Origin of the sequence: Gordonia humi (assembly GCF_014197435.1) — a bacterium.
Lineage (GTDB): Bacteria > Actinomycetota > Actinomycetes > Mycobacteriales > Mycobacteriaceae > Gordonia > Gordonia humi.
Window position 1 is genome coordinate 4,584,765 of record NZ_JACIFP010000001.1, and the last position, 26,469, is coordinate 4,611,233.

The 26,469-nt window shown below is 67.7% G+C and carries 28 protein-coding genes; 8 read left to right on the top strand and 20 right to left on the bottom strand.

All coding sequences use genetic code 11. From position 1 onward, the window contains the following. Window positions 1–26: 26 nt before the first annotated feature. Window positions 27–200 carry a 50S ribosomal protein L32 gene (gene rpmF / locus BKA16_RS21295; RefSeq protein ID WP_183372547.1) on the bottom strand — a complete coding sequence of 58 codons (174 nt, stop codon included), beginning with the start codon at window positions 198–200 and terminating at the stop codon, window positions 27–29. A 194-nt stretch (window positions 201–394) separates the two neighbouring features. On the opposite strand from rpmF, the gene BKA16_RS21300 reads away from it, so the two are divergent. Together BKA16_RS21300 and BKA16_RS21305 are read left to right on the top strand one after the other, a co-directional pair. After that, on the top strand, window positions 395–1,327 hold the full coding sequence (locus BKA16_RS21300) for an AEC family transporter (protein ID WP_183372548.1): 933 nt from the start codon (window positions 395–397) through the stop codon (window positions 1,325–1,327). 19 nt (window positions 1,328–1,346) lie between these two features. Continuing rightward, window positions 1,347–1,979, top strand: a complete 633-nt coding sequence (locus tag BKA16_RS21305; RefSeq protein ID WP_183372549.1) for a DUF1707 SHOCT-like domain-containing protein — start codon at window positions 1,347–1,349, stop codon at window positions 1,977–1,979. A gap of 76 nt (window positions 1,980–2,055) precedes the next feature. Here BKA16_RS21305 and BKA16_RS21310 read toward each other — a convergent pair whose 3' ends face one another. The 8 genes from BKA16_RS21310 to BKA16_RS21345 all read right to left on the bottom strand — a co-directional run bounded on the left by BKA16_RS21310 (window position 2,056) and on the right by BKA16_RS21345 (window position 9,128). Then, entirely contained in the window at window positions 2,056–2,664 is a 609-nt protein-coding gene (locus BKA16_RS21310; RefSeq protein ID WP_183372550.1) for a uracil-DNA glycosylase family protein, read from the bottom strand. Then, window positions 2,661–4,631: a VWA domain-containing protein gene (locus tag BKA16_RS21315; protein WP_183372551.1), complete on the bottom strand. Its 1,971-nt coding sequence runs from the start codon at window positions 4,629–4,631 to the stop codon at window positions 2,661–2,663. The genes BKA16_RS21310 and BKA16_RS21315 overlap by 4 nt, the downstream gene beginning before the upstream one ends. Further along, window positions 4,621–6,066, bottom strand: coding sequence for a magnesium chelatase ATPase subunit I (locus BKA16_RS21320; RefSeq protein WP_183372552.1), 1,446 nt, complete (start codon window positions 6,064–6,066; stop codon window positions 4,621–4,623). Before BKA16_RS21320 ends, BKA16_RS21315 begins: the two co-directional genes overlap by 11 nt. Window positions 6,067–6,123: 57 nt before the next feature. Then, window positions 6,124–7,032 carry a TauD/TfdA dioxygenase family protein gene (locus BKA16_RS21325; protein WP_183372553.1) on the bottom strand — a complete coding sequence of 303 codons (909 nt, stop codon included), beginning with the start codon at window positions 7,030–7,032 and terminating at the stop codon, window positions 6,124–6,126. Window positions 7,033–7,228: 196 nt separating this feature from the next. Further along, complete coding sequence (locus tag BKA16_RS21330) at window positions 7,229–7,792, bottom strand: maleylpyruvate isomerase family mycothiol-dependent enzyme (protein WP_183372554.1); 564 nt, start codon at window positions 7,790–7,792, stop codon at window positions 7,229–7,231. Then, window positions 7,789–8,271 (bottom strand): SRPBCC family protein, encoded by a 483-nt coding sequence (locus tag BKA16_RS21335; protein WP_183372555.1) that lies wholly within the window; start codon window positions 8,269–8,271, stop codon window positions 7,789–7,791. Before BKA16_RS21335 ends, BKA16_RS21330 begins: the two co-directional genes overlap by 4 nt. Next, window positions 8,268–8,627 (bottom strand): ArsR/SmtB family transcription factor, encoded by a 360-nt coding sequence (locus BKA16_RS21340; RefSeq protein ID WP_183372556.1) that lies wholly within the window; start codon window positions 8,625–8,627, stop codon window positions 8,268–8,270. Before BKA16_RS21340 ends, BKA16_RS21335 begins: the two co-directional genes overlap by 4 nt. A 105-nt stretch (window positions 8,628–8,732) precedes the next feature. Then, a complete protein-coding gene (locus BKA16_RS21345) occupies window positions 8,733–9,128 on the bottom strand; it encodes a YchJ family protein (RefSeq protein ID WP_343067561.1) in 396 nt (131 codons plus the stop codon). A gap of 72 nt (window positions 9,129–9,200) precedes the next feature. Between BKA16_RS21345 and BKA16_RS21350 the strand changes: the two genes are divergently transcribed. From BKA16_RS21350 to BKA16_RS21365, 4 genes are read left to right on the top strand one after another with little or no spacing between them, the layout of a single operon-like run. Further along, window positions 9,201–9,584 (top strand): GntR family transcriptional regulator, encoded by a 384-nt coding sequence (locus BKA16_RS21350; RefSeq protein WP_183372558.1) that lies wholly within the window; start codon window positions 9,201–9,203, stop codon window positions 9,582–9,584. After that, a complete protein-coding gene (locus BKA16_RS21355; RefSeq protein WP_183372559.1) occupies window positions 9,581–10,483 on the top strand; it encodes an ATP-binding cassette domain-containing protein in 903 nt (300 codons plus the stop codon). The genes BKA16_RS21350 and BKA16_RS21355 overlap by 4 nt, the downstream gene beginning before the upstream one ends. Then, window positions 10,480–11,220 (top strand): hypothetical protein, encoded by a 741-nt coding sequence (locus tag BKA16_RS21360; protein WP_183372560.1) that lies wholly within the window; start codon window positions 10,480–10,482, stop codon window positions 11,218–11,220. Before BKA16_RS21355 ends, BKA16_RS21360 begins: the two co-directional genes overlap by 4 nt. Before the next feature lie 40 nt (window positions 11,221–11,260). Then, on the top strand, window positions 11,261–11,743 hold the full coding sequence (locus tag BKA16_RS21365) for an SRPBCC family protein (RefSeq protein WP_183372561.1): 483 nt from the start codon (window positions 11,261–11,263) through the stop codon (window positions 11,741–11,743). Window positions 11,744–11,776: 33 nt separating this feature from the next. Here BKA16_RS21365 and BKA16_RS21370 read toward each other — a convergent pair whose 3' ends face one another. From BKA16_RS21370 to BKA16_RS21420, 11 genes are all read right to left on the bottom strand, one after another. After that, window positions 11,777–12,523 (bottom strand): sulfite exporter TauE/SafE family protein, encoded by a 747-nt coding sequence (locus BKA16_RS21370; protein ID WP_183372562.1) that lies wholly within the window; start codon window positions 12,521–12,523, stop codon window positions 11,777–11,779. 3 nt (window positions 12,524–12,526) lie between these two features. Further along, a complete protein-coding gene (gene purH, locus BKA16_RS21375) occupies window positions 12,527–14,236 on the bottom strand; it encodes a bifunctional phosphoribosylaminoimidazolecarboxamide formyltransferase/IMP cyclohydrolase (RefSeq protein ID WP_183372563.1) in 1,710 nt (569 codons plus the stop codon). Beyond that, a complete protein-coding gene (gene purN, locus BKA16_RS21380) occupies window positions 14,233–14,868 on the bottom strand; it encodes a phosphoribosylglycinamide formyltransferase (protein WP_183372564.1) in 636 nt (211 codons plus the stop codon). The genes purH and purN overlap by 4 nt, the downstream gene beginning before the upstream one ends. An 81-nt stretch (window positions 14,869–14,949) precedes the next feature. Next, the gene (locus BKA16_RS21385) at window positions 14,950–16,383 is read right to left on the bottom strand and encodes a cell division protein PerM (RefSeq protein WP_183372565.1); all 1,434 of its coding nucleotides are present in this window, start codon (window positions 16,381–16,383) and stop codon (window positions 14,950–14,952) included. 13 nt (window positions 16,384–16,396) lie between these two features. Next, window positions 16,397–17,320, bottom strand: coding sequence for a DUF5336 domain-containing protein (locus tag BKA16_RS21390; protein ID WP_183372566.1), 924 nt, complete (start codon window positions 17,318–17,320; stop codon window positions 16,397–16,399). A 107-nt stretch (window positions 17,321–17,427) separates the two neighbouring features. Further along, window positions 17,428–19,413: an acetoacetate--CoA ligase gene (locus BKA16_RS21395; protein ID WP_183372567.1), complete on the bottom strand. Its 1,986-nt coding sequence runs from the start codon at window positions 19,411–19,413 to the stop codon at window positions 17,428–17,430. Window positions 19,414–19,875: 462 nt separating this feature from the next. Then, the gene (locus BKA16_RS21400; RefSeq protein WP_183372568.1) at window positions 19,876–20,334 is read right to left on the bottom strand and encodes a tautomerase family protein; all 459 of its coding nucleotides are present in this window, start codon (window positions 20,332–20,334) and stop codon (window positions 19,876–19,878) included. 123 nt (window positions 20,335–20,457) lie between these two features. Beyond that, window positions 20,458–21,663, bottom strand: a complete 1,206-nt coding sequence (locus BKA16_RS21405; RefSeq protein ID WP_183372569.1) for an acyl-CoA dehydrogenase family protein — start codon at window positions 21,661–21,663, stop codon at window positions 20,458–20,460. Between the two features lie 51 nt (window positions 21,664–21,714). Beyond that, entirely contained in the window at window positions 21,715–22,278 is a 564-nt protein-coding gene (locus BKA16_RS21410; protein WP_343067562.1) for a flavin reductase family protein, read from the bottom strand. 30 nt (window positions 22,279–22,308) lie between these two features. Then, entirely contained in the window at window positions 22,309–22,881 is a 573-nt protein-coding gene (locus tag BKA16_RS21415) for a VOC family protein (protein WP_183372570.1), read from the bottom strand. 264 nt (window positions 22,882–23,145) lie between these two features. Then, on the bottom strand, window positions 23,146–24,222 hold the full coding sequence (locus BKA16_RS21420; protein WP_343067563.1) for an AraC family transcriptional regulator: 1,077 nt from the start codon (window positions 24,220–24,222) through the stop codon (window positions 23,146–23,148). A gap of 168 nt (window positions 24,223–24,390) precedes the next feature. Between BKA16_RS21420 and BKA16_RS21425 the strand changes: the two genes are divergently transcribed. Beyond that, complete coding sequence (locus tag BKA16_RS21425) at window positions 24,391–25,278, top strand: fumarylacetoacetate hydrolase family protein (RefSeq protein WP_183372572.1); 888 nt, start codon at window positions 24,391–24,393, stop codon at window positions 25,276–25,278. Then, window positions 25,271–26,344: an amidohydrolase family protein gene (locus BKA16_RS21430; protein WP_183372573.1), complete on the top strand. Its 1,074-nt coding sequence runs from the start codon at window positions 25,271–25,273 to the stop codon at window positions 26,342–26,344. Before BKA16_RS21425 ends, BKA16_RS21430 begins: the two co-directional genes overlap by 8 nt. Window positions 26,345–26,469 lie beyond the last annotated feature (125 nt).

Below are 26,469 nucleotides of genomic sequence, written 5' to 3' on the forward strand. Positions count from 1 at the left end.
TTTACGCTACTTCGTCGCGAGTGGTCTCAGCGACGGTCGAGATCGACCAGGCCGAGCTTGGCGGCCTTCACGAGGCGACGCGGCACACGCTGCGACACACCGTTGATCTTCTCTTCCTGCAGTGCGACGTTGTCCGCCTTCCACTGCGAACGACGTGCGCGGGTGTTAGCCCGCGACATCCGACGCTTGGGTACTGCCATGGTTCTCGCCTTCCTCACGTTCGACGCGGGCGCAGCCGGGTACGTCCCGACCCGCCTCACCCGCTGATCGCCTGTATCCACGGCAATCCGACCGCGGCACACAACCCGAACAGATTAACCGGCGAGACCCCCGTAGTGCAAAACGAGGCAGGTGAGCGCTCGCCCGCGCGGCCCTCCTCCCTACCATTGCGGGAATGTCAGGCGTCGTCTCCGGGTTCACCGTGATCTTCCTCGTCGTCGGGCTCGGCTACGTTCTGGGCCGGACCGGCGTGCTGGGCGATCACGCGTCGACGACCCTCGCCCGACTCGTGTTCTTCGTCTGCACCCCGGCGCTGCTCGTGCACTCGCTGGCGACGAGCGACCTGTCGGCGGTGTTCTCGCCGACACTCGCCGTCGCCGCGACCACCGCGGTCGGCACCGGCGCGGTCTATCTGGCGATCGCCCGGCTGGGGTTGCGGCGGGAGGTGCCCGAGGCGGTGATCGGGGCACTGTCGTCGTCGTATGTGAACAGTGTGAACCTGGGTCTGCCGATCGCGATCTTCGTACTCGACGACGAATCGTTCATCGCTCCGCTGCTGCTGTTCCAGATCGTGTTCTACTCGCCGGTGGCGCTGACCGCCCTCGACTTCACGGCCCTCGACTCCAACCGTCGTACCTCGGTGTGGAGGACGATCGCGGTACCGCTCCGGAATCCGATCCTGGTCGGCGGCGTGGCCGGTCTGATCATGTCTCTGATCGGGTGGGTCCCGCCGAAACCGATCATGGAGCCGCTCGACATGCTCGGCCAGTCGTCGGTACCGCTGGCGCTGCTCGCCTTCGGATTGACGCTGACCGGGGCGACGGTGTTCAAGAAGGGTGAGAGCCCGCGTCGCGACGTCGTGCTGGCGTCCGCCTTGAAGATGTTCGCGATGCCGGCCCTGGCCTACGTGCTGGCCCGCTGGGCGTTCGGGATGACCGGCCACCACCTGTTCGCTCAGGTGGTGATCGCCGCGCTGCCGACGGCGCAGAACGTGCTGGTGTATGCGACCCGCTACCGCCGCGGCGAGATCCTCTCGCGCGACACGGCGCTGGTCACGACGGTGCTGTCGGTTCCGGTGATCGCGGTGATCGCCTGGCTGCTGGCGTGATCGCCCATACACTGATCGTATGAACGACGGTGGTTCGAACTCCCTGCCCCAGCCGGCCGACGACGATGCACCGGTGCGCGCCAGTGACCGTGATCGCGACAGGATTCATACGATCCTGTCGTCGGCGATGTCGGCGGGTGCGTTGACGCCCGACGAGTACAGCGATCGGGCCGGTGTCGCCGCCGCGGCCCGGACCCGCGGCGAGTTGGAGAAGCTGATCGTCGATCTGCCGCTCGACCAGCTCGACGGGGTGTCCCTGAGCAAATCGACCGGCCGACGTACGACGGTCCACACCGCGCGAAGCGACGCCGCGCGAAGCACCGCGATCGGGATCTTCGGCGGGTCTGTGGTGGGCGTGGGCAACGTCGTCGCGTCACAGCTGCGCGCCGTCGCCTGCATGGGTGGCGTGGAGATCGATCTGCGGAAGGTCGAGTTCGCGGCGTCGACGGTGACGATCAGCTGCGTCGCGCTCATGGGCGGGGTGAACATCACCGTCCCCGAGGACGTCGAAGTGCAGGTGTCGGGCATCGGGATCATGGGCGGATTCGGCCATCGCAGCGCGGGTCCGGGCACTCCGGGCGCCCCGACGGTACGCGTCGAGGGCGTCGCGATCATGGGCGGCGTCGACGTGCGACGACGGCCGTACGAGTAGATCGGCCGCCCCGGGCCGCGCTCGACGCGGTCGGATCCGTCCGCACGTCCAGGCGAGAACGGCCGAACAGGCAGTGCTATGCGTCGGACCGCCGAGAACTCCGTTCGAGGTCCGTGGTCGTTCGCGCGACGCCCGCGGCGTCCGCAGCCTCACCGTACGCGGCGGCGAGCGAGGCCACGGTCTCGTGAGCGTTGAGGCCGCTCGGATTCGGCAGCACCCACAGACGAGCGCCGGCGAGCGGCTCCGGCTGCTCCCCGACTGCGGCGCCGCGTACCCCGAACGCGGTCCGGTACGCGGTGACGCCGAGGATCGCGAGCACCGCCGGACGTACCCGCTCCACCGTCGAGAGCAGGTTCTTCCCGCCTGCGACGAACTCGTCACGGGTCAGATCGGAGGCCTTCGCGGTGGCCCGTGCCACGACGTTGGTGATACCGATCCCGGCGCCGGTCAGCGCGGCCTCGTCGGCCTCGCTCATCCCGCCGGACGCGTCGATGAGGTGGTCGGTGATCCCGGCGGCGTAGAGCGCGGGATAGAACCGGTTGCCCGGGCGCGCGAAGTGCGCGCCCGTCGCCGCCGTCCACAGGCCCGGATTGATTCCCGAGATCAACAGTCTGCAGCCCGGCCCGATCAAGTCGGGCACCGTCGTGCCGACGAGCGCCTCCAATTCGGCGCGGGTGAAACTCACCGGGCTCGGCGAGCACGCAGATAGTCGCCGACCACGGCGGCGCCGAGTCCGTCGACATCGGGCGCCACGACGCGCCCACCGATCCGTCGGGCCACTCGATCGATGAAGTTCGCCAGACCGGGATCGTCGCCGAGCCGGAAGAACGTGATCTGGGCGCCCATCCGGGACAGGTGATCGAGTTCGCGGACGGTGAGTCCGATGGTCTGCGGGTGCGGTGGATACCAGAAGAACGCCTCGCCGTCGGACTCGAGGTGAGCGGTCGGCTCACCGTCGGTGACGATGAGCAGCACCGGCTGCGCATTAGGGAACCGCCGCAGGTGGCGGTGCGCCAGTATCAGTGCGTGGTGCAGGTTGGTGCCCTGCTCCATCCTCGGTTCCAGGCCGGTCAGCTCGTCGACCGACGTCGACCGCGCCAGCCTGCCGAACTCGATCAGGTGCAGTTCGTCGGAACGGAAGCGCGTGGAGATCAGCTGATTCAAGGCGAGCGCGGTCCGCTTCATCGGCGTCCACCGACCCTCCATCACCATGGAGAACGATGTGTCGACCAGCAGTACGACGGCTGCCTGCGTCCGCGCCTCGGTCTCGGTGACCTCCACATCGCGCACGTCGATCTCGACCCCGGCCGCGGGATCGCGGCCGTCCGAAGCCGTACGCAGCACCGCGTTGGTCACGGTGCGGGTCACGTCCCACGGTTCGGTGTCGCCGAACGCCCATTCGCGGGTGGCGCCGGTCGGCTCGCCGAGTCGGCCGGCGAGATCCGTGCGACGGTCCCCGCCCCGCGAGGACAGCTGCGCGGCGACGTCGCGCAGGATCGCCTGCCCGAGTCGTCGCATCGCCTTGGGGCTGAGTTTGAGGCTGCCGTCGGGGTCGCGGCGGAAGAAGCCCTGATCGCGCAGGGCCTTCTCCAACTCCGACAGGGTGCGGGCGTCGACGGCCGCCTCGTCGCCGAGTTGGCGGGCGAGGGCGTCGAGGTCGATGTCCTCCATCTGCGCGCCCGCGTACCCCTGCGACAGTTGCTCGGCGAGTTCTTCGAGTTCGGCGATGTCGCGCAGTGCGGCGGCGCCCTGGCCCATGCCCATCGGATCGTCGCCGGAGAACTCCTGGGAACCGCTCCAGTTCAGATCGGGGCGGGCCTGCCGCAGCGCGTCGTCCATCCGCCCGAGAGCGTTCATCAGCTCGGGCGAACCGAACGCCTGCTGCGAGAGCTCGGCCAGTTCGGCCTGCTGCTCGGGTGTGAGCGAGTTGAAGAACTGCTGCGCGGCCGCCGACCGGCGTGCCAGCGCGTCGATCAGTTCGTCGATGTTCTCCGGACCCTCGGGAAAGAACTCCCCGTGCTTGTCCATGAACTCGTCGAAGTCGGCCTGCGAGTCCTGTCCGGCATTGTGCTTGTCGAGCAGTTCGTTGAGGTCGCCGAGCATGTCCGCGATCCGCTGCCGGTCCTGCTCGGTCGCCCCTTCGAGGGCCTCCTTCATCCCGGAGAAGCGCTGCTCCAACGCCTCCCGTCCGAGGAGGTCGGAGATCTTCTCGTAATCGGCGCGTGCCTGCGGGCTGCGCCAGTCGTAGTCGGAGAGTTCGCGGACGGCCTGTGCGGTGGACGCGGGCAGACTGCCGATCTGCATCTCGGCGAAGCGGGCGTCGTCGTCGAGGTCACGGGCGAGTTGCTTGCGCTCGCTCAGCACCGCGGAGTCGAGGAGTTCGCGGATCTCGTCGAACGTGCCGTCGAGATTCCGGTTCCGCAGCAGTTCCCGCCGACGGCGGTTCGCCTCCTCGGCGAGCCGGTCCAGACCGCGCGTCGACGAGCCACCTCGCCGCAGGAACTCGCGCATCGCACGCTCGGGTGACACGCCCTCCATGACGTCGTCGCCGATCGCCTTCAACGCCTCCCGCAGGTCGACGGGCGGCGCGAGCGGATCCGGCCCGCCGGTGTAGCGGCGGTACCGGGATCGATGGAATCGGTTACGCGCCATCAGCTTCGAGCTCGTCGTCGACGACGGCCACCGAGTAGGTGGTGCGTCCGTAGTCGTCCTCGTCCTTGCCGATCCGACGGGCCAGGTACAGGCCCTCCAGAGCGAGTTCGAGAGCGCTGGCGCGTTCGGCCGGTTCCAGTGCGTCGAGGCGACCCGCGATCTCGTCGACCACCTTCATCACCGCGGCGTCGTCACCGATCGCGTCGATGACCTCGGCGGCGGGCACCCGATCGCCGGTGAGCACCGGCTGACCGTTCTCGAGGGCGGTGACCAGCGGGCGCATGTCCACTCCCCCGAGATGTGCGCGGACGACGTCGGCCACCGACTTGCGAAGCAGGTAGTCGAGGATCTCCAGTTCGCGGCCCTCTTCGCCCGACTCGAACTCGATCTTGCCGCGCAGCACCTCGATGACCGACTGCAGGTCCACCGGGCGGGCGACGGGCAACTCCTCCCCGGTCACCGCCGACCGGTGCAGGGCCGCCGCGGCGACGGTCTCGGCGGCCGCGATCGAGAAGCGCGCCGAGACACCGGACCGCTGGTCGATCGAGGGATGCTCGCGGGCGTAGCGCGTGAAGCGGGCGAGCGCTTCGACCAGATAGGTCGGGACGCTCGCGACGAGGTCGGCCTCCTGCTCCACGACGTCGATCTCATCGTCCAGGTCGAGCGGGTAGTGCGTACGGATCTCGGCGCCGAACCGGTCCTTGAGCGGCGTGATGATGCGACCGCGGTTCGTGTAGTCCTCCGGGTTGGCGCTGGCGGTGACGATGACGTCGAGCGGCAGTCGCAGGCTGTACCCGCGGACCTGGACGTCACGCTCCTCCATCACGTTGAGCATCGACACCTGGATGCGCTCGGCGAGGTCGGGCAGCTCGTTGATCGCGATGATGCCGCGGTGCGAACGCGGGATCAGCCCGAAGTGAATGGTCTCCGGATCGCCCAGACTGCGTCCCTCGGCGACCTTCATCGGATCGATGTCGCCGACGAGGTCGGCCACCGACGTGTCCGGGGTCGCCAGCTTCTCCCGGTACCGTTCGGTGCGGTGACGCCACTCGATCGGCAGGTCGTCGCCGAGTTCCTCGGCGCGCCGGATCGACTCCGGCAGGATCGGCGTGAAGGGATGCTCGTCGAGGTCGGAGCCGGCGATGACCGGCGTCCACTCGTCGAGCAGCCCCGACAGGGTGCGAAGCAGGCGGGTCTTGCCCTGCCCGCGCTCGCCGAGCATGACGACGTCGTGCCCGGCGATGAGCGCGCGTTCGAGCTGCGGGATCACCGTGTCGTCGAAACCGAGGACGCCCGGCCACGGGTCGTCGCCGGAACGGAGGGCCGCCAGCAGGTTGTGCCGGATCTCGTCGCGCACACTGCGTTCGACGTGATCGGACGCACGGAGCTCGCCGACGGTACTGATCTGGGGCGCTTGGGTGGATTGATCTGCCACGTGTTCCACGCTACCCCGAGAATCCAGATGCGCTACGAGACAACGGGTATTCCCTGTTCACGACTCCTGTTCGACGAACGGTTCGACGACGCCCTGCGGTCCGGTAGGCCGGTCGCCGCGCAGGGTGACACGGTGCATCACACGCCGCTGCGTGTAGTCGCGGTTCGCGTAGTGCGCGGTGCTCCGGTTGTCCCACAGCACCACGTCGCCGAGGCTCCACCGGTGTCGCACGATGTGCTCCGGTTTCGTCAGGTGCGCGTAGAACGCGTCGAGGAGTCCACGACTCTCGGCGTCGGACACCCCCTCGATGTACGCGGTGAATCCCGGGTTGACGAACAGCGACTTGCGACCGGTCTCCGGATGGATGCGCACGACCGGCTGGCGGACCGGCGTCAGTCGTGTCACCTCCTGGCCGTCCCAGACGTTCCCGCGGCCCGCGCGACGCTGCTGCAGGTAGTACCCGAACTCGCGTTCGCCGTCGTGCACGGCCACGAGTTCGTCGGCCAGGCGCTGCATCGGTGCCGACAGCGAGGCGTACGCGGCCGCGGCATCGGCCCAGTTCGTGTCGCCACCGAGGTCGGGCAGCACCAGCGGCCGGAGAATCGACGCGGCGGGCGGGCGCGGCATGAACGTCACGTCGGTGTGCCAGACGTCGGCGAACCCGTTGTCGCTGCTGTCGAGGGCGTACACCTCGTCGGGCACGTCGCCGCTGTCCCACACCGGGTGGCCGACGGTGAGGTCGCCGAGTCGGGCGGCGAACTCGACGTGCTCGGCGTCGGTGAGGTCCTGGCCGCGCAGGACCAGCACCTTGTAGTCGGCGAGAGCGACGCGCAGCGCGGCGATCTGTGCGTCGGAGGCGGACGCGACGTCGAATCCGGAGATCGTGGCACCGTGCGTCGGGCCGATCTGCGCCAGGTCGAACTCGACTCCGGCGGTGACGACGGCACGGTCGATGAATGTGGTCATGACTTCGACGATGTCGCACCGAGCTCACCCGGTGAAGGGTTTCGCCCCGCGTGAGTTCAATTGACGAACATCGGGTCTCGGCCGGTGAGCGGCGGACCCACAGCAATGGTCCGTTCTCACGAGTCGACGAATTCAGCGAACGGCACATCGCGACACGGGACGCGACAGACGCTCTGCGCGGAACTGCGGCCGCACCTCAGAAGTTCGGATCGCGACCGATGAACGCCGCCAGCGCGACGACGGGGTCGGCGTCGCCGGGAACCGCATGCGCCGGACCGTATTGACCGGAGGATCGCAGGACGCCCTCCATCTGGCGCAGCCCGTCCAGGAGCACGGTCGCGAACTCGGGATCGAGATCGGGGCGCCTGGCACCCGCCCGTGCGAGATCCCACGTGTGCATGAACACGTCGGCGGTGTAGATCCGATCGATCGTCGATTCGAGCGATGAGGTGCCGAGGTACGGGTGGGTGAACTCACGGTCGGCGTCGTCGGCGTCGAACAGCTCCTGGACGGCCGCAGCATGCTCGGTCCATGCCGTCGTCGGAGCCTCGTCGACCGACGTGACCGACCGGAGAGCGACGCCGCCGGCCGCCAGGAACTCGGGCAGCCATCCGGTCAGGTGCCCGACGACGTCGCGGGCCGTCCATTCCGGGACCGGACTGCGCGCACTCCAGTCCGCGGTCGCGGCGACCTGCTCGGCGAATCCGGAAGCGACGATCCGATGGCGCTCGGCGGGCGTCGCCTCGGTCAGCGCACTCATCGGCCCTCGTCCGCGAGCAGCGCGTCGAGCTTGACGTACCCCTGGTCGACGCCGACCTCCATCCCTGATGCCAGCCAGGCGTCGCGTCCTTCCATGCTGTCGACGAGCGACTGCGCGTGCAACCGCGTCCGGCCGTCGCCGAGATCCTCGAATCGCAGGGTCTCGAGCGAGACGTCGTCGGGCATTCCCTCGAACGTGAAGGTCTGGACGATGACGTCGTCGCCGATGGTGTGGAAGCAGCCGCGGAAGCCGTACTCCTCGCCGTCGCGGCCCGCGACGTACCGCCACTCGCCGCCGTTACGAGCGTCCCAGGTGACGATGCGATTGGTCATGCCGTCGGGGCCCACCCAGCGGGAGAACAGCTCGGGATGGGTGTGCGCCCGCATGAGTTGGGCGGGAGTCGCCGCGAAGTCTCGAGTGATGCGGACGAGCGGAAGGGTCGGGTCGGCGTCGATCGACGCCTGCGGGTGTGCGTTCATGATGCGTCCTCCTCGGGACGGGACGTGCGGGGTGATTCGTTCATCTCGGCGAGCACCGCGTCGAGCCGCTGGTATCTCGCCTCCGCCTGCCGCCGATAGCGTTCGATCCATTTCGTCATCAGATCGAACACCTCCGCGTCCAGGTGGACGGGGCGACGCTGGGCGTCGCGAGTACGTGTCACCAGACCGGCGTCCTCGAGCACTCGGATGTGCTTGGACACCGCCTGAAGACTCACGTCGTACGGCTGCGCCAACTCGTTGACGGTGGCGTCGGCCGCACTCAACCGGGCGATGATGTCGCGCCGCGTCGGATCGGCCAGGGCCGAGAAGACTTGCGACAACTGATCGTCGGACATCGCGTCGACTCCTTATTCAACTCGCCGGTTGAATACAAGTAGACGCTTGCAGACCGGATTTGTCAACCGATCAATTGAATACAAGCCTCGAGGGCCGTGACGCCCCTACGAATGCACGCCCGACACGTAGAACCAGCGCCCGTCGACGCGTGCGAAAGTGCTCCGTTCATGCAGATCGCCACGACCGTCGGCGTCACGGTAGACGGCGGTGAACTCCACGACGCCGCTGTCGTGGAACGGCGAGCCGTCGACGACGTCGTCGATGCTCAGATGCAGCCAGCGCGTCCCCGGGTCGATCGCGCAGCCGTCCGGCCGCGTGTTCGGATGCCAGGACGCCAGCAGATACGGTTCGTCGCCGACGGCGAACGCGGTGAATCTGCTGCGCATCAGGGCCTCCGCCGTCGGCGCCGCCGCCCCGCCGAGATACCGGCCACAGCAGGCGTCGAGCGTCTCTCCGCTTCCACACGGGCATCGCTTATCCACCCGCCCAGAATCGCACACCCCTTGACATATCCTCCGAACAGCTGCATGGTTAGTTAGTCAAGTAACTAACCAGAGAACAGGGAGGTGTGCATGATCGACGACGGCAGACCCCTCTTCCATCAGATCGCAGACACCGTGTCGGACTCGATCATCGACGGCAGCCTCGACGAGGAGTCCCGAGCACCGTCGACCAACGAGTTGGCCGCGTTCTACCGAATCAATCCGGCGACAGCAGCGAAAGGCGTGAACATGCTGGTCGACAAGGGAGTCCTCTACAAACGACGCGGCGTCGGCATGTTCGTGGCGACCGGCGCCCGCGACCTGCTCCGGCGCGAACGACAGCAGGCGTTCGCCGACCGCTTCATCGAACCCCTGCTGTCCGAGGCCGACCGTCTGGGCCTGGCGCCCGACGACCTCGTCGCCCTCATTCTCGACCGTTCGGCCCACCACTCCCCGGAAGGAGACCCCCGATGACCAGTACAGGCACCAGTGCCGTCAGCGCCCGCGGCCTGACCAAGACCTACGGCGACGTCGTCGCCCTCGACTCCGTCGACTTCGACATCCCGGAGAACACGATCTGCGGACTCTTCGGCCGCAACGGAGCGGGCAAGACGACGCTCATGTCGATCCTGACCGCACAGAACTTCGCGACCTCCGGCCACGCCTGGATCTACGGCGAGGAGCCGTACGAGAACGCCCGTGCGCTGAGCCGCGTGTGCTTCGTCCGGGAGAGCCAGAAGTACCCGGACGACTCGCGACCGTTCCGCGCGTTCGCCGCGGCGAAGCTGTTCTTCCCCCACTGGGACGACGAGTTCGCGCAGCGCCTCATCACCGAGTTCCGCCTGCCGATGAAGACCAGGATCAAGAAGCTCTCGCGCGGACAGCTGTCCGCGGTGGGCGTGATCATCGGACTGGCGTCTCGCGCCGAGATCACATTCTTCGACGAGCCGTATCTCGGCCTCGACGCGGTCGCCCGACAGATCTTCTACGACCGACTGCTCGCCGACTACGCCGAGCATCCGCGCACCATCGTCCTGTCGAGCCATCTGATCGACGAGATCTCCGATCTCATCGAGCGCGTCCTGGTGGTCGACGACGGCGCACTCGTCCTCGACGAGGACGCCGACGCCCTCCGCTGCCGCGCGGTGACCGTCGTCGGCCCGGCGCCGGCGGTCGACGAGTTCATCGTCGGCCGTGAGGAGCTCCACCGCGAGACCCTCGGGCCGGTCGCATCGTCGACGGTCCTCGGCACCCTCACCGACGACGACCGCCGCCGCCTCGACGCCCTGCGGCTGACCACGTCGACGGTGTCGCTGCAAGAACTGATCGTCCGATTCACCCAGCACTCCGAGCAGACAGGAGCAACCCGATGACCACCACTCTCGCCCCCACGCGCACCTCGTCGCCGAACCGCATCGGCAAGGTGGTGCGGATGCAGCTGCTGAACAAGCAGACCTTCGTGTACCTCCCGCTCACCATCCTAGGCTCGGCGTTCGCGATCAGCCTGATGATCTACGGCATCATCACGCTCGCCGTGGACGACGGCTCCACCGAACCCATGTACGGCGGCGGCTCGCAGGCACCGCTCTGGTACTTCCTGGCGGTGGGGATTCAGGCGTTGGCGTTCTCATTCCCGTTCTCCCAGGCCATGAGCATCACCCGCCGCGAGTTCTACCTCGGCACCTACGCGACGGCCGTCATCACCTCGGCGGTCCTGTCCGTGACGTTCCTCATCGGCGGACTGATCGAACGCGCCACCGACGGGTGGGGATTCAACGGCTACTTCTTCTACCTGCCGTGGATCTGGGACCAGACGCCTGCCGTCGCGTTCCTGCTGTACTTCACCATCGCGATGTTCGCGTTCTCGATCGGATTCTGGGGCGCGACGATCTTCAAGCGCTTCGGTACAGCGTGGCTGATCGCGACGGGGGTAGCGCTCGTGCTGGTGATCGTCCTGGTGTGCTTCCTGGTCACCGTCTTCGACGGCTGGCCCGCCTTCGGCCGCTGGATCGTCGACCTGCGACCGATCAGCCTGGTCGGGATCGTCTTCGCGCTCGATCTGATCTTCGCGGGGACGTCCTATCTGACGCTGCGCCGCGCGACGCCGTAGCCTCGACGCAGACGTCCGCATCCCGAACGAAAGGCCCGTCATGACCGACGAACGCATCGAAGTGACCCGGGACGTCCCCGCGCCGCCCGCCGAGATCTTCGACGTCCTCCGCCGCCCGTACGGCCACATCGCGATCGACGCGTCCGGGATGCTGCAGTCCGCCACCGGCGACGCCGTCGCACAGGTCGGCGACTCGTTCGTCGTTCACATGGACCGCGAATCACTCGGCGACGTGGACCTCGGCAAATACGACGTCGAAGTGAAGATCACCGCATACGCGCCCGACCGGGAGATCGCCTGGACGATCTTCGGCACCATCGAGCCGCCGATCGGACACGTCTACGGGTACCGCCTGGACCCGATCGCGAACGGAACGCGAGTCACCTCGTACTACGACTGGTCCGACGCCCACCCGAAGTGGAAGCCGATCTTCCCGGTGATCAGCGAGTCGTCGTTGAAGGCCACGCTCGGCATCCTCGAACGCGCGGTGCGTCTGGGCTATCCGGATCCCACGCGGGGCTGAATCCGGGTCGGCCCGTCCGGCACCCGAACGACGTCAGCTCACGGCCAGCCACACGGCGAGCCCCAGACCCGCGACACCGATGGCGATGCGGAGCGCGGTGACCGGCAGCCGGGCGACGACCGGAGGCCCGGCCCAACCACCGACCAGACAGCCCAGCCCCATCGCCGCCACGGCCGCCCACTCGACGGGGCCGAAGATCATGAAGCCGACCGCGGCGACCCCGTTCGCGATGCCGAGCAGCGTCGATTTCAGGATCATGGCCCGCGGCAGCGGCAGCGAGGTGACCAGCAGAGCCAACGCGACGAAGGCGACACCGGCGCCCGCACCGAAGTAGCCGCCGTACACCGATACCGCGAACACGCAGATCAGCCATAGCACGGGACGGTCGACGCCGCCGGAGATCCACGTCCGCAGTCTGGGCTGGATCAGCAGGGCGATCGAGGCGAACGCGACGAGGTACGGCACGACCACCGCGAAGACGCCGTCCGGCGCGACGAGCAGGAGCAGCGCGCCGACCGCTCCCCCGGCCAGGGCCGCACCTCCGCTGCGGGCGAGCGCCCGCCCGCCGAGGTGATCGACCAGGTCGCGACCGGATTTGGCGAAACTGCCGATGCCGACGGCCACCAGCGCGACGGTGTTCGTCACATTGGCGGCCAACGGCCCCAACCCCACGAACAGCAGGGCCGGATAGCTGATGATGCTCGCCAGTCCCGTCACGTAGCCGACGAGTCCGGCGAGGAAACCGGCGCCGACCAGGATCGACAGGTCGGCGACGGTCATCGATCAGTGCGCGAAGTGGCGCGAACCCGTGAGGTACATGGTGACGCCCGCGGCCTTGGCCGCCTCGATCACCTCATTGTCGCGGATGGATCCACCCGGCTGCACGACGGCACGGACGCCGCCGTCGATCAGGACCTGCAGACCGTCCGGGAACGGGAAGAACGCATCCGACGCGCCGACCGAGCCCTGCGCGCGGTCGCCCGCACGGTTCACGGCGAGATGCGCGGAGTCCACGCGGTTCACCTGGCCCATGCCGACGCCGACGGACGCGCCGTCGGAAGCCAGCAGGATCGCGTTCGACTTGACCGCACGGCAGGCACGCCATGCGAAGACCAGGTCGGAGAGGGTCTGCTCGTCCGCGGCCTCACCCGTTGCGAGCGTCCAGTTCGCGGGGTCGTCGCCGTCGGCGTCGATCACATCCCGCTGCTGCATCAGAACACCGCCCGACACGGGGCGGATCTCGATGCCGCCCGCGGTCGGCGCCTCGGCCACCAGGATGCGGACGTTCTTCTTGCGCTGCAGCACCTCGACGGCGCCCGCGGCATACGACGGCGCGATGATCACCTCGGTGAAGACGTCGGCGACCTGCTCGGCCATTTCGACGCTGACCTCGCGATTCGCGGCGATCACCCCGCCGTACGCGCTGACCGGGTCGCACGCGTGAGCGCGACGGTGCGCCTCGGCGATGTCGGCGCCCACGGCGATACCGCACGGGTTGGCGTGCTTGATGATCGCGACGGCGGGCTCGGCGTGGTCGTAAGCGGCACGCCAGGCGGCGTCGCCGTCGGTGAAGTTGTTGAACGACATCGCCTTGCCGTGCAGCTGCTGCGCCTGCGCGAGCCCGGCCGGTCCCGAGGTGGAGGTGTACAGCGCCGCGGCCTGATGCGGGTTCTCGCCGTAGCGGAGGACGTCGGCGCGCTCCCACGTGGCACCGGCCCAGACCGGGAGAATGGATGCGGTGCCGGCATCGTCGGACCCGCTCGCGGCGTCCGCACCATCGGACCCGCTCGCTCCGCTCCCGGCGTCCGCACCATCGGACCCGCTCGCTCCGCTCCCGGCGTCCGCGTCATCGGACTCGCTCGCGGCGTCCGGGGAGACCACCGAACTCATCCACGAGGCGACAGCGACGTCGTAGTCGGCGGTGTGGCGGAACGCCTTGGCGGCCAGCGCCTTGCGCTCGGCGAGGGTGAAGCCGCCCGCCGCGACCGCGTCGGTGACCGCGGCGTAGTCGGACGGGTCGACGATCACTCCGACCGACGGGTGGTTCTTGGCGGCGGCGCGCACCATGGACGGTCCGCCGATATCGATCTGCTCGACGCACTCGTCGGGCGAGGCGCCGGACGCGACGGTCTGCGTGAACGGGTACAGGTTCACCACGACCAGCTCGAACGGGGCGATGCCCAGCTCATCGAGCTGCGCAAGATGATCGGCCTTACGGGTGTCGGCCAACACGCCGGCGTGCACGCGCGGGTGCAGCGTCTTGACGCGGCCCTCCAGGCACTCGGGGAAGCCGGTCAGCTCGCTGACCTCGATCACCGGGACGCCCGCTGCGGCGATCGTCTTGGCGGTGGAACCGGTGGAGACGATCTCGACGTCGGCCGCATGCAGCGTGATGGCGAGCTCGGTCAGTCCGGTCTTGTCGTAGACGCTGACCAGGGCGCGCCGCACTGCCACTCGACGAGGGAGTGGGCGGCGATCTGCAGTTGCGTTCACTTGAGGTGTGCCTTTCGTCCATCGGTGACAACGCCACGGGCGGCGAGCACGTCCACTACTTCTGGCAGAAGAGCGCGCTCGACGATCTTGATGCGTTCGTGCAGGGTGGCCTCGGTGTCGTCGGGGGCCACCTCGACGACGCGCTGAGCCAGGATCGGGCCGGTGTCCACACCGTCGTCGATGAGGTGGACGGTGGTTCCGGTGACTTTCACGCCGTACGCGAGCGCATCGGCGACGGCGTGCGCGCCGACGAACGACGGCAGCAGCGCGGGGTGGGAATTGACGATCGTGCCGCCGAAGCGGTTCAGGAACGCCGGTCCGAGGATCTTCATGAAGCCCGCGGTGACCACCCAGTCCGAACCGAAGTCGGCGACGGCGTGGGCGAGCGCACCGTCCCATGCGGCACGGTCCGGGTACTCCTTGAGCTTGCAGGCGATCACCGGGATGTCGGCGTCCGCGGCGATCTGTGCGGCGGCGCAGTCTCGGTCGACGACGACGCCGACCACCGTGAACGCCGCGTCCGGCGATGCCGCGTGATCGATGATCGCGGCGAGAAGTGTGCCGGTTCCAGATGCGAGTACCACGACGGGCGCGCGGTCGGAGGGCGCGGAGTCGTGGGGGGCTTCTGTCACGCGAATCAGTTTAGGGCATGCGCTGGGAAGGCCCGGAGCGGTATCGACCGAGGTGGTCGGGGCCACTGGGTCACGGGACTGTCAGTCACGGGACTGGGCCTCGGAGTCGACGCGGTCCTCGTCGCCGGTCTCCGTCTCGTCCACCGCCACGAAGTCATCGTCGGCCGCGGCCTCACCGCCCTCGTCCGAGACGTCCGAGGCGTCCGGGTCCTCGTCCGAGATGTCTGGACCCTCGTCCACGGCATCGCTGTCGGCATCGTCGTCGTCGGGCACGTCCTCGTCGGGCACGTCCTCGAACCACGAGTCCAAGTCGTCGTCGGCCGAACCGCGGCCGAGTCCACCGCCCGCCGCCCACATCACGCCGACGACGAGTGCGCCGGCCAACAGGAGCCAGGCAAACGTGTAGACGCCCGCGATCGCTACGCCGACTCCGCTGTGGCCGAGTTCGCCGAGCTGCCCGCCCGCCAGCCACGTCCACGCGACGATCAGGGCCGCGGTGACCGCGGCGCCGATGCCGACCGCGCGCAGGTGGCGCAGCGGCTCGGTGCTGCGCGTATACCAGCCCAGCAGCAGCCCGGCCGCCAGCGGGATCAGGAACAGGAAGCCGCCGAGTCCGCCGATACCCGACTCGGGTACGGCGGCGACGATCGGCAGCGGCGGAACCGCGCCGCGCGACACGTCGAACGCGTCGACGACGGTGGACCCGAGCTGCGCGGTGGCCCCGGTCGAGACCGCGGCCGCGCCGATCATCATGTTCGGCAGGTACAGGATGCTCAGGACGGTGAGTCCGAGATAGCCGTCGAATGTGTTGCCGTCGCCGATCATCGCCGACACCGCACCCCAGTGGGTCGCGATGCCGAGGAACACGAGGATCGCACCGCCGGCGACGAGCACGCCGAAGGCGATGACTCCGCCTCGTGCGCCGACCCGTTCGGTGGCGGGGACCGCGAACTCGTCGAGGACGGGTTTCAGACTCGGAACCGCGATGCCGACGGCGATCGCGATCCCCTGCACCAGCAGGGTGAAGCCGAAGGCCTGGAGAGGATCCGGCTGTCCGACGGCGGTGACGGCGGAACCGTCGGCGACCACGGCCAACGACAGCGCCGTCACGAGGAGCGAACCGCCGAGCGCCGCGCCGACGATGCCGATGAGGTCGGGCAGTTCGCGTGCGGTCGAAGCGCCGTCGGCGACGACCTTCACGGTCCCGAGTCCCACCAGGACGGTGGGCAGGAGCGGCAGCAGACCGAGGGTCACCCCGCTGAGGGTGACGGGCACCTGGTTCACCGCCAACCAGCCCGCCGCCGCGCCGGACATGATGCCCGAGAGTCCGTCACCGGCGAGCAGCCGGACCACGGCCAGGACGATGACGATCACCAGGACGGTGAGCCCCGGTACGAGCAGGGCCACCTTGACGAGGTCGCCGGTGGCGGCCTTCCGCGGCGCGGCGTCCGCACGACGAGCCAGGCGAACCTGCCGAAGGCGGGTCGCCAGGGACTTCGACGAGGACGAACTCACGCCGCGGACAGTGCTATTTGTCGAGGTTCGGAGTGGCGGTGCCCGGATCGGTGGGCGGCTTCACGAACGCGGTGGTGGCGTTGGAATCGCCTGCGGGAGCCTGCTGCGCGGGCTGACCGTACTGGGTCTGCGCGTACTGGGCGGGCTGCGCCTGAGCGGGCTGAGCGGCCGACTGCGGGGCCGGTGTGTGCTGAGCCGGAGCCTGCTGACCGTAGCCGTACCCGTAGCCGTAGTCGACGGCCGGGGCCTGCGGAGCCGCTTGCTGCTGGGCCGCCTGCTGCTGGGCGACCGCGGCCGGGTCCGCGACGGCGTCGGCGAGCTTGACCTGGCCACCGGCGACCAGCAGCCACACGACGGCCGCGACGGCCGACAGGATGGCGGTGATCAGCAGGATGATGGCGCCGACTCCACGGCCGCCGTCCTGAGTGGCGAACTGGAAGATCGTCACGAACGCCGCGACGACGGTCGCTGCGAAGACCGAGCCCACGACCCACTTCTCGACGCCGAGGACGAAAGTGGTCAGTGCGATCAGACCGGCGAGAGCCACCAGGACGTACGGTCCGACGTAGCTGGATTCGAACAGCTTCGGCACCGCTCCGCTGTACCCGTCGGGTGCGCTGTACGCGCCCAGGAACCCGCAGAACAGTGTGATGACGCCGAGCGCACCGATGACAGCGGCGAGGATCGTCGGGGTGTTGGCGGGCAGTCCCGGGTTGGCCGGTGCGGCGGGCGCGCCGTATCCGTATTGGGCCTGCTGCTGGTATTGCTGGCCGTATTGGGCCTGCTGCTGGGCGGCTGCCTGGGCCTGGGCGTCATAGCCCTGCTGCTGGCCGTACTGACCGCCGTACTGCTGGCCGTAGTCGGCCTGCTGACCGTACGGCTGCTGCCCCTGCTGGTTCTGACCGTAACCGTATCCGCCGGACTGGGGATAGCTCATCGTCTCAACTCCTCCGCGTTGAACTCGCCTCGTCCGCCGTGACGACGAACGCCGTCCACGCTAATACACACAACCTGAGAGGGTCGTGCACACATGTGACGGCGCGTCTACCAGCGGTGTGCTCGTCCCTGCTCGATGTACCAGTCGATGAGCGCATAATCGTCAACCGAACGCGGGTCGACGTTGACATCGCTGCGGCCGGCGAGGATCGCGGTGACCGGCACCTCGAGCTTCTTGCCGGTACGGGTGTGCGGGATTCCCGGCGCCCGGATCACTTCGTCGGGGACGTGCCGCGCGGAGAGCCTGGTCTTGACCTGCGCGACGATCCGACCGACGAGGTCGTCGGTGAGTTCGGCGCCGGGGACCAACGTGACGAACAGCGGCATCCAGTACTTGCCGTCGTCTCCGTCGACACCGAGGACGAAGGCTTCGGCGACGTCGTCGACGGCCTCCACCACCTCGTAGATGTCGGCCGATCCCATGCGGATCCCGTTGCGGTTGAGCGTCGCGTCGCTGCGGCCGTGGATGGTCATGGATCCGCGATCGGTGAGCGTGACCCAGTCGCCGTGCCGCCAGACGACGGGGGCGTCGTTCCGGTCCCAGTCGTGGGCGAAGTACGCGCTGCGATACTTCTGCCCGTCCGGGTCGGCCCAGAAACGGAGCGGCATGGACGGCATCGGCTCGGTGATCACCATCTCGCCGACCTCGCCGATCAGCGGCCGCCCCTGCGGCGACCACGATTCGAGGGCGGCGCCCAGGTGACGGACCGTCAGCTCACCCGCGACGACGGGGAGTCCCTGCGATCCGCCGGCGAACGCCGAGCAGATGTCCGTTCCCCCGCTGACCGAGTTCACCGGCAGGCCCCGCTTGACGTTGTCGTCGATCCAGGTGAACAGGTCGGCGGCGAGGGTCGAGCCGGTGCTGCCGACCGTGTCCAGCGCCGACAGATCGTGATCGCGGCCGGGCACGAGCCCGGCCTTCCGTGAGGCCTGCAGCTGACCGGGGCTGGTGCCGAAGCAGGTCACGTGCTCGTCGGCGACGATCTGCCACAGACGGTCGGCGTCCGGGTACAGCGGCGAGCCGGAGTAGCAGACGATCCGCGCGCCGGCGAGCAGTCCGGCCGCTTGGAAGTTCCACATCATCCAGCTCAATGCCGTGTGCCAGAAGAACACCGAATCGGTGCCGAGACCGGAGTGCAGACCGATCTCTTTGAGGTGCTCGACCACGATGCCGCCGTGTCCGTGTACGATGCCCTTCGGTCGCCCCGTCGTACCGGAGGAGAACAGGACCCACAGCGGATGGTCGAACGGCACCTTGACCGGCCACTCCGCCAACCGCCGGTCGCCCCCTTCCCGTTGGTCGAGCCCGTCCCGTTGGTCGAGCCCCTCCCGTTGGTCAAGCGGAGTCGAGACCTCCTCCCACGTCAGGGCCCCGTCGACCGGCTCCCCCACGACGATGTGCGTGTCCACGCCGAGCAGTCGCGCGAGTTCGGTCGAGTCCGCCCGCTTGTCGACGTCCTTGCCGTTGAAGCGGTAGCCCGACGAGGAGAACAGCACCGTCGGTTCGAGTTGCGCCAAGCGCCCGGCGGCTCCCTCCGGTGCGTAATCCTGTCCGCAGCCGGACCAGATCGCACCGAGCGAGGCCGTCGCCAGGAACGCGATCACCGTCTCGGGGATGTCGGGCATGTATGCGGCGACCACGTCGCCCCGCCCGACTCCTCGATCGGCCAGCGTCCGCGCCACGGCCTCCACCGACACGGGCAGATCGGTCCACTCGACTTCCGTACGTCGCCCGTCCTCGGTGACGCCGACGATCGCGACACCGTCCCGGTCGGCGTGTGCCAGGACCGCGTCGACGTAGTTGAGTCGCACCGTGGGGAACCAGGACGCGCCCGGCATCGACGCGTCGGCGAGCACCGGTCCGTCGCCGAGCGGTTCCGCCGCGATCGCATCGAGGTCGAAGAAGTCCCACACCGCGCGCCAGAAGCCGGACAGGTCGGTGACCGAGTACTCCCACAGGTCGGCGTAATCGGTGAGGTCGCGGCCGGCACGGGCACCGACATCCTTGGCGAAGACGTCGATGCGACGCGTCATTCGGGGCTTCCTCTCAGGGCCGGGACAGTGCTTCCCTCACTGTAATCCGCGTCGCCGCGCCCGTCTGCCAAGATCGTGTGCGGCGCGAGACCTCGAATCTGGAGCGATGCACGGGCAGCTTTCGGGTATGACGCGTGCTCGCCTCCGCATGGACGACGTGGCGCCCCGTATTCGCGGGAACGTAGTCGACCATGCCCGGCATCCACGAGCCGAACAGGTCGCGACTGGAGGCGATGAAGCGGGGCTGCTCGCCGGCCCGGAAGTCGATTCCGGGAGGAGCGAGGCCTATCTGCACTTCGACGATCTGACCCGACCGGAGCTTCTCGACGCGATCACAGTACGGCCGCAGCTCGCACCGTCACCGGACCCGCGATGCAACGCATCGAGCGATGCGTCACCCGCACCTGGTCACGACGACGTCGCCGCATACGCGGCGAGTTCACCGAACGCCGGCCGCATCGGTCACCCCACTTCCTCTGCGGCGGGGCCCGTCGCATACCGCTGGTAGGCGGCGGCGACAGCGGGGACGAGAGCTGCTGCGGCTCGGCTGTCCACCCGCTCGCCCGCCAGCTGAAGGATCTTGCCTCTACGGCGGTCCGCGGGTACGTCGTCTCCTCGTGCGGTGATCAGCGCGTGGTAGTGCTTGTGGTTCTCCCCGAACGCCATCATGTAGGTGGCGGGCGCTCCCGTCACCTCCGCGACGGCGGCCGTGAGGTCCCTCGCGCGGCGCCCGAGTGAGGCCAGCTCCGCGTCGTTCAGACCCGTGATGAGTTCGGCATGGCGGCGGGCTCGCAGCACGATCCATCCCGGAACGTCCATTCCGGGGACGATCTCGCCGGCCCAGAGGTCGTCCCGGAATAGGACCATGTCCTCAGCGCATTCCTCCTGGACACACATGAGACAGGTGGTCTCAGCACTCATTTCGATATCTTCCTTTCCAGCGGTGAAGCGTGGCGGACCCGGTGATCGGATCCGGTCCACGAGAGGCAGCACATAGGCGAGGCCGAGCACCGTGTGCATCGACCTCGCCTCCTCACCGATCGCTCAGATGAGCGGAGTGATCTGATCGTCACGGCCGAGCAGCGTCTTGCCGTAGACCTCGTAGCTCACGGCGGGCATCGTCACCGCATGGCGAGCAGCGACGTTCGAATCCCGCCAGATGCGCTGCATCGGGTTGACCTCGGCGAAGCTGCCTGCACCGTGCGCCGAGACCAAGGTGTCGATCGCCTTGGTCACGTGCTCGATCACCCATGCGGTGTCGGCGCGTACTCGAGCGCGGACTAGCTCGTCGGGGTATACACCGGCCGCTGCAGCCGAATCGATGTCGTCAGCCGCCCGGTAGGCGTGCAGGTGCGCCGACTCGATGTACATCGCGGCCTCGGCGATCTGGAGTTGGAAGGCCACCGAGTCCGACTGCGCCGTGTAGAAGGTGTAGGCGATCGCCTTCTTGTCAGCCTTCTCCGTGGCGATCTCCAGAGCCTTCCGCCCCATGCCGAGCTGAGGACCGGCCAGGACCAGCGAGAGCAGCGGTACGAACGCCGAGCGGTAGAGCGCCTCCTCCGAATGTTCGGTCGCGTACTCGCCCTTGATGGCGCCGGGCACGAGCATGATCCGATGTTCGGGAACGAATACGTCCTCGGCGATCAGGCAGTTCGAACCCGATGACCGCATTCCGGCGACGAACCACGTCTCCTCGAAGCCGAGTTCCAATCGCGGGAGCAGTGCCAGAGCCTGATCGATCACCTCGCCGTCGCTGTCGGTGATCGGGATCCCGAGGACCGCCCAGTCCGCGTGCCACGAGCCCGAGTTGTAGTACCACCGTCCGGAGACGCGGAAACCGCCGTCGACCTTCACCGCCTCCGACGTAGGAGCCAGGACGCCGGAGACCTTCGCATCCGGATTCTCCGCCCAGACGTCGTCCTGCGCCTTCTCCGAGAACAGACCGGTCATCCAGGCGCAGACGTTGCTCAGCGTGACGACCCAGGAAGCTCCGCCGTCTGCTTCGGCGACGGCGGCGGACACCTCGAGCATCGTCCGCATCGAGGTCTCGTAGCCGCCGTACCGACGGGGCTGAGCGATTCTGAACGCCCCGGCCTCGGTGAGCGCAGCGATCGACTCCTCCGGCACGCGACGGTCTGCTTCACCCTGGGCCGAGTTCTTCGCCAGGATGGGCTGGATCTCCCGGATCCGCTCGAGGATGTCCTCGCGAGTGGGCACATCGGCGGAGATGGATTCAGTGATGGTGGTCATGGGGTTCCTCATTCGATTCGTTGGATTGTGACGACAGGTGTGCGCGATGTGTCAGTCCGAGATGCACGCGGCGATCTGGTCGACGATCGACCGGCGCGGACGTTCGTTGAAGCGCGAGTGTGTGCCGAACACGCGATTGGCGTAGACGAGCGGCGCCTTCTCGGCGTTGCATGCCTTGGTCACCTGGCCGATCAGGAGCAGGTGGTCGCCGCCCTCGACCGCTTCACGCAGATCGCACGCGACCCAGCCCGCCGATCCCTCCACTCGCGGCAGACCACTGTCGGTGTGCCACCGGGTAGCGGCGAACCGGTCCTCCCCTCGACTGGCGAATCGCATCGCGAGATCGTCCTGGCCGTGGTGGAGCACGTTCACGCCGAACCTGCCTGCCGCGATGATCCGACCGAGCAGCGCCGATCGGCGGTCGAAGGCCACCGTGACGAGCGGCGGATCCAGCGATAGCGATGCGAATGAGCTCGCGGTCGCTCCGTGCGGCCCGTCGGCATCCGCGGTCGTGACAATCGTCACCGGCGCGCAGACGCGCGCCATCAAGTCCCTGAAGCGCTTGGCGTCCACGACGGCCCCGGCTTCGCTCGTGAGATCAGAAGTGCTGGTCACGATGGTCGACCTCCTCAGGTCACAGGTGGGTCAGTTCGCTCCGACGAGGACACTCATCGGATCGGGGAGGTCGGTCTGCAACGCCCACGTACGCGGTGTCAGTTCGTCGACCGAGGCACCGGCACGACGGGCGGCGAGCATGGCTTCGGGATCGAACGCCGGTCCGACGGAGTCTCCTGCGTATTCGGGTCCGTGCATGTACTCGGTGGCCTGATCCGGTTCCGCGAAGTTGTCGATCTGCATCTCGACGAAATGTCCGTCGGGATCCCGGTAGTACAGGGACGTCGTGACGCCGTGTGCGATGCACACCGCCGGCAGCACGCCCTTGTCTCGCAGGATCTCGTAGCGCTCGAGGAGCTGATCGAGGTGATCGAAGGTGTAGGCGACGTGGTGCATCGCGGCCGTCGTCGGGAGTTTGCGCTCGAGCGGTATCGGCGGGGTGAGCAGAGCGACGCGGTGGTGTTCCTCGTCGAAGGTGATGAAGCACAGCGCGTCGTCCTGGTAGACGATGTGACCGTCCAGGACGGAGCAGTACCATTCGGACATCTCCGCCGGCTGTGCCGTCTGGAATACCACGTGTGCGAATTTCGGCTTAGCGGACATCTGAACTCTCCTCTGCACGGGGGAAGGGGAGGGAACACTCGGTTCCGAGATCTGCCACCGGACGAACGTTCTCCGCGTGTTGCGGAGCACTCCGTCGAATAGTGACTAGACCGATTCGTCAGGGTCTCTGTAACCTGACTCACTTCCCGGTGAATCCCATGCTAGGGATCGTCGAATCAGCCGAATATCCAGTTAACGAGCACGATCATCCACTAGACGAGAATCCGTGCGCCCACGATTTCGATCAGAGATCGAGATCCCCGATCAGCGATGTTCACGGAGAGTCTTCGACGGTGATTCCCCGAACTTCTGCTCGTAGTACTGCGCAAATCTGCCGAGGTGGTTGAAGCCCCAGCGGAATGCGATATCGCTGACCGTCGCATCCGATTCGGAGGCGATAAGAGCGCCTCGCACGCCGTCGAGTCGCATATTGCGCACATACTGCGAAGGCGTCATGCCGAATTGATCCATGAAGATCTTCTGCAGTTGACGCACTCCGACACCGGCGACCTCGGCGAGATCGGTCACCGTGTACTGGGACCCGGGGGCCGCCTCCAACCTGTCGAGAACCCGGCGCACCGCGGCGGGGGCACTGCCCTCATCGCGACTGTTCAGAATCACGTCGCTCATCGAGTTCTCCTGCCCCACGAGCAGACCTGCGATCAACGCGCGTTCGAGGTGGCCGACCTGCGCGACCGTCACCGAATCCGGGCCCACTCCCCCCTCGGCGATCGTGTCGAGGAGGACCTGCAGTGTCGTCGCCCACCGGAGTCCTGCGCCCGAGGCGAGATCGAATCCGAGGTCGAATCTCACTCGATCGACGACTGGCCTGCCGATTATCCGCCCCAACTCCTGCTCCAGTGCGTTGCGGTCGATCTTAATGCTGACCTGCGTGTTATCCGCGGACCACCGCTCCAAGAATGTGCGTTCGCCGGGGGTGTAGATCGCCGCCCGGTCGGGGCCGGCGACGACGAACTGACGACCCGAACTGACGTCGAGGGCGCCCGATGTCGGCACGTCGATGTGGTATCCGTCGACGGCGCCCGGATCGATCAGCACGTCCGCCCCGAACCGGACGATGCCGACCGTCATGCACGACAGCCGTATCGCCAGCATCCGCGCACCAGTGAGCTCACGGAAGCCCCCGACGATCTCCAGCCGGGCGGGATAGAAGGATTCATTGATCGCACTCCGGTAGACGTCGAAATCATCAGTCGCGCACAATATCCCACGGCGCGACCGCGGAACGTCCTCAGTCGGCGCGACACGGGGGATCTCAACCATCTCGAACCTCGATTCTGCAAACCCGCAGACCACGATACTAGCTTCGGAGTGATCCATCACACACGATGATTGTTTTCGCGTATCGGATTCCGCCGGTTCGCATATCGGATAGTCGTGCGCATCGATCACGAATACGGTCGGAGCGACCGTGGTCTGAGCGATCACGTCCACCATCTGTCCCATGACCGCTTCATTTGGTCACCTTGTGAGGAAAACGAGGACAAAATGCGTATCGCAAATGTCAATGACCGTGCCGCACTCGTCACCGGCGATACGGGCTCCGAAGTGACCGTCGACCTGGCAGAGATCTCCGAAGGCCGATTCGGCCCCGTACTCGCCGATCTCTATTCGAATTGGGAGGAGTTCGCCGATTGGATCCGCACAGTCGAAACCGCCGACGTCGCATCCAAGGGGGTCGCTCTCGACAGGTCCGCTCTGGGTGCGCCGTCACCTACGCCGCGTCAGGTGTTCGCCATCGGCTTGAACTACCGCGACCACGCGCTCGAGGCCGGCTTCGACATCCCCACTGCTCTCCCGCCGGTGTTCACCAAGTACGTCTCCAGCTTCTCGGGCCCGGATTCCCGGGTCACGATCCCGACCGATGGCAATGTCGATTGGGAGGCCGAGCTCGTCGTGGTCATCGGCCGCACCGCCCATCGAATCAGCGAGGCGAATGCCTGGAGCCATGTCGCGGGCCTCACCGTCGGTCAAGACGTCTCCGAGCGGATCTCCCAGCTCCGGGGCCCCGGCGCGCAGTTCGGGTTGGGCAAGTCGTTCCCCGGATTCTCCCCCCAGGGGCCGTGGCTGGTGACTCCCGACGAATTCAGCGACCCGGACGATCTGGAGGTCGGGTGCGCGGTGGACGACGTCGAAATGCAACGCAGCCGGACCGGGAACATGATCTTTCCGGTGTCACGCCTGATCGCCGATCTCTCCGCGACCGTCACCCTGTACCCCGGTGACGTCGTATTCACCGGTACGCCGGCGGGCGTCGGAGTCGCACGGGACCCGCAGCGCTTCCTGAAGCCTGGAGAACGTCTCACCACCTGGATCGACGGCATCGGCGAACTCCACCAGCAGTTCGTCGCCGAGGACGGTCGCCGGCATGGGTGAAGCGACCCCCGCCCACATCGCACTCGTCAACGTCCGGGTGTTCGACGGACACCGACTGCTCGAGCCGGACGCCGTGGTCATCGACGGCCCGGTCATCGGAGCCGGCTCGACTGCACCGGAGATCGTCGACGCCGAGGGCGCCGCGCTGCTGCCCGGACTGATCGACTCGCACGTGCACGTTTACGAACAAGCCGACCTCCATCGCCTCGCGGCATGGGGAGTAACAACAGGTCTCGACATGGCGTGCTGGCCCGCAGAGAGGGCCTCCGCTCTCCGAGCAGCCGTCGGAACCGCGGACTTCCGCACCGCCGGCCTCCCGGCGATCGGCGCCGCAGGTCCTCACTCCTGCATGCCCGGGATGCCGAGCGAGGCGGTGGTCCGGACGCCAGAAGAGGCGCGTAGGCACGTCGCGGCCCGCGTCGCCGAGGGCGTCGACTACGTCAAGGGCGTCGCGGAGGCGCCCGGGGCCGGCGGACCGGACGTCGAGACGCTGCAGGCATTGGCCGCGGCGGCCCGCGACGCCGGACTGCTATCGGTCGTGCACGCAATCACCACCGGCGCATATGCGACCGCGGTCGCCTCGGGGGCAGACATCGTTACTCACACACCGATCGACGGAGCCATCGATCCATCCGATATCACCGCGCTGGCAGGTTCCAGTCGAGCCGTCGTTCCCACTATCACGATGATGGAGGGGATCCTCGCCGGGCCGAGACCGATCGACGGACTCCTTGCGAATCTGCGGGCCCTCCACACGGCAGGCGTGACGATCGTCGCCGGTACGGATGCGAATACGCAGCCGGGGCCACCGGCTCGCATCGAACACGGATCGAGCCTGCACCACGAGTTCGAACTCATGGCAGACGCCGGGATGAGCCCTGCCGAGATCCTGCGATCTGCGACGACGGTTCCAGCCGGGGTCTTCGGTCTCACCGATCGCGGACAGATCCGTCCGGGGTCACGATCAGACCTCGTGCTCGTCGACGGTGATCCGACGACCGACATCCGAGACACTCGCAATATCCGCGCAGTGTGGTGCGCCGGCGTCCCGCAGCGCCTCTCCTGAACGATATGAATGCCGGGCATGTGCAGTGTGCACATGCCCGGCATTCATCGTCGGCCGGTTCGCCGCCGCCGGCGCCAACGGAAAAGAAGTCGGCCGGCACCCCTGGTGCCGGCCGACTTCCTGTT

Coding starts and splice junctions, on each gene's coding strand:
- rpmF (WP_183372547.1), bottom strand. CDS start 200: ATGGCAGTACCCAAGCGTCGGATGTCGCGGGCTAACACCCGCGCACGT.
- BKA16_RS21300 (WP_183372548.1), top strand. CDS start 395: ATGTCAGGCGTCGTCTCCGGGTTCACCGTGATCTTCCTCGTCGTCGGG.
- BKA16_RS21305 (WP_183372549.1), top strand. CDS start 1,347: ATGAACGACGGTGGTTCGAACTCCCTGCCCCAGCCGGCCGACGACGAT.
- BKA16_RS21315 (WP_183372551.1), bottom strand. CDS start 4,631: ATGGCGCGTAACCGATTCCATCGATCCCGGTACCGCCGCTACACCGGC.
- BKA16_RS21325 (WP_183372553.1), bottom strand. CDS start 7,032: ATGACCACATTCATCGACCGTGCCGTCGTCACCGCCGGAGTCGAGTTC.
- BKA16_RS21330 (WP_183372554.1), bottom strand. CDS start 7,792: ATGAGTGCGCTGACCGAGGCGACGCCCGCCGAGCGCCATCGGATCGTC.
- BKA16_RS21335 (WP_183372555.1), bottom strand. CDS start 8,271: ATGAACGCACACCCGCAGGCGTCGATCGACGCCGACCCGACCCTTCCG.
- BKA16_RS21340 (WP_183372556.1), bottom strand. CDS start 8,627: ATGTCCGACGATCAGTTGTCGCAAGTCTTCTCGGCCCTGGCCGATCCG.
- BKA16_RS21350 (WP_183372558.1), top strand. CDS start 9,201: ATGATCGACGACGGCAGACCCCTCTTCCATCAGATCGCAGACACCGTG.
- BKA16_RS21355 (WP_183372559.1), top strand. CDS start 9,581: ATGACCAGTACAGGCACCAGTGCCGTCAGCGCCCGCGGCCTGACCAAG.
- BKA16_RS21360 (WP_183372560.1), top strand. CDS start 10,480: ATGACCACCACTCTCGCCCCCACGCGCACCTCGTCGCCGAACCGCATC.
- BKA16_RS21365 (WP_183372561.1), top strand. CDS start 11,261: ATGACCGACGAACGCATCGAAGTGACCCGGGACGTCCCCGCGCCGCCC.
- BKA16_RS21370 (WP_183372562.1), bottom strand. CDS start 12,523: ATGACCGTCGCCGACCTGTCGATCCTGGTCGGCGCCGGTTTCCTCGCC.
- BKA16_RS21390 (WP_183372566.1), bottom strand. CDS start 17,320: ATGAGCTATCCCCAGTCCGGCGGATACGGTTACGGTCAGAACCAGCAG.
- BKA16_RS21395 (WP_183372567.1), bottom strand. CDS start 19,413: ATGACGCGTCGCATCGACGTCTTCGCCAAGGATGTCGGTGCCCGTGCC.
- BKA16_RS21400 (WP_183372568.1), bottom strand. CDS start 20,334: ATGAGTGCTGAGACCACCTGTCTCATGTGTGTCCAGGAGGAATGCGCT.
- BKA16_RS21405 (WP_183372569.1), bottom strand. CDS start 21,663: ATGACCACCATCACTGAATCCATCTCCGCCGATGTGCCCACTCGCGAG.
- BKA16_RS21415 (WP_183372570.1), bottom strand. CDS start 22,881: ATGTCCGCTAAGCCGAAATTCGCACACGTGGTATTCCAGACGGCACAG.
- BKA16_RS21420 (WP_343067563.1), bottom strand. CDS start 24,222: ATGGATCACTCCGAAGCTAGTATCGTGGTCTGCGGGTTTGCAGAATCG.
- BKA16_RS21425 (WP_183372572.1), top strand. CDS start 24,391: ATGCGTATCGCAAATGTCAATGACCGTGCCGCACTCGTCACCGGCGAT.
- BKA16_RS21430 (WP_183372573.1), top strand. CDS start 25,271: ATGGGTGAAGCGACCCCCGCCCACATCGCACTCGTCAACGTCCGGGTG.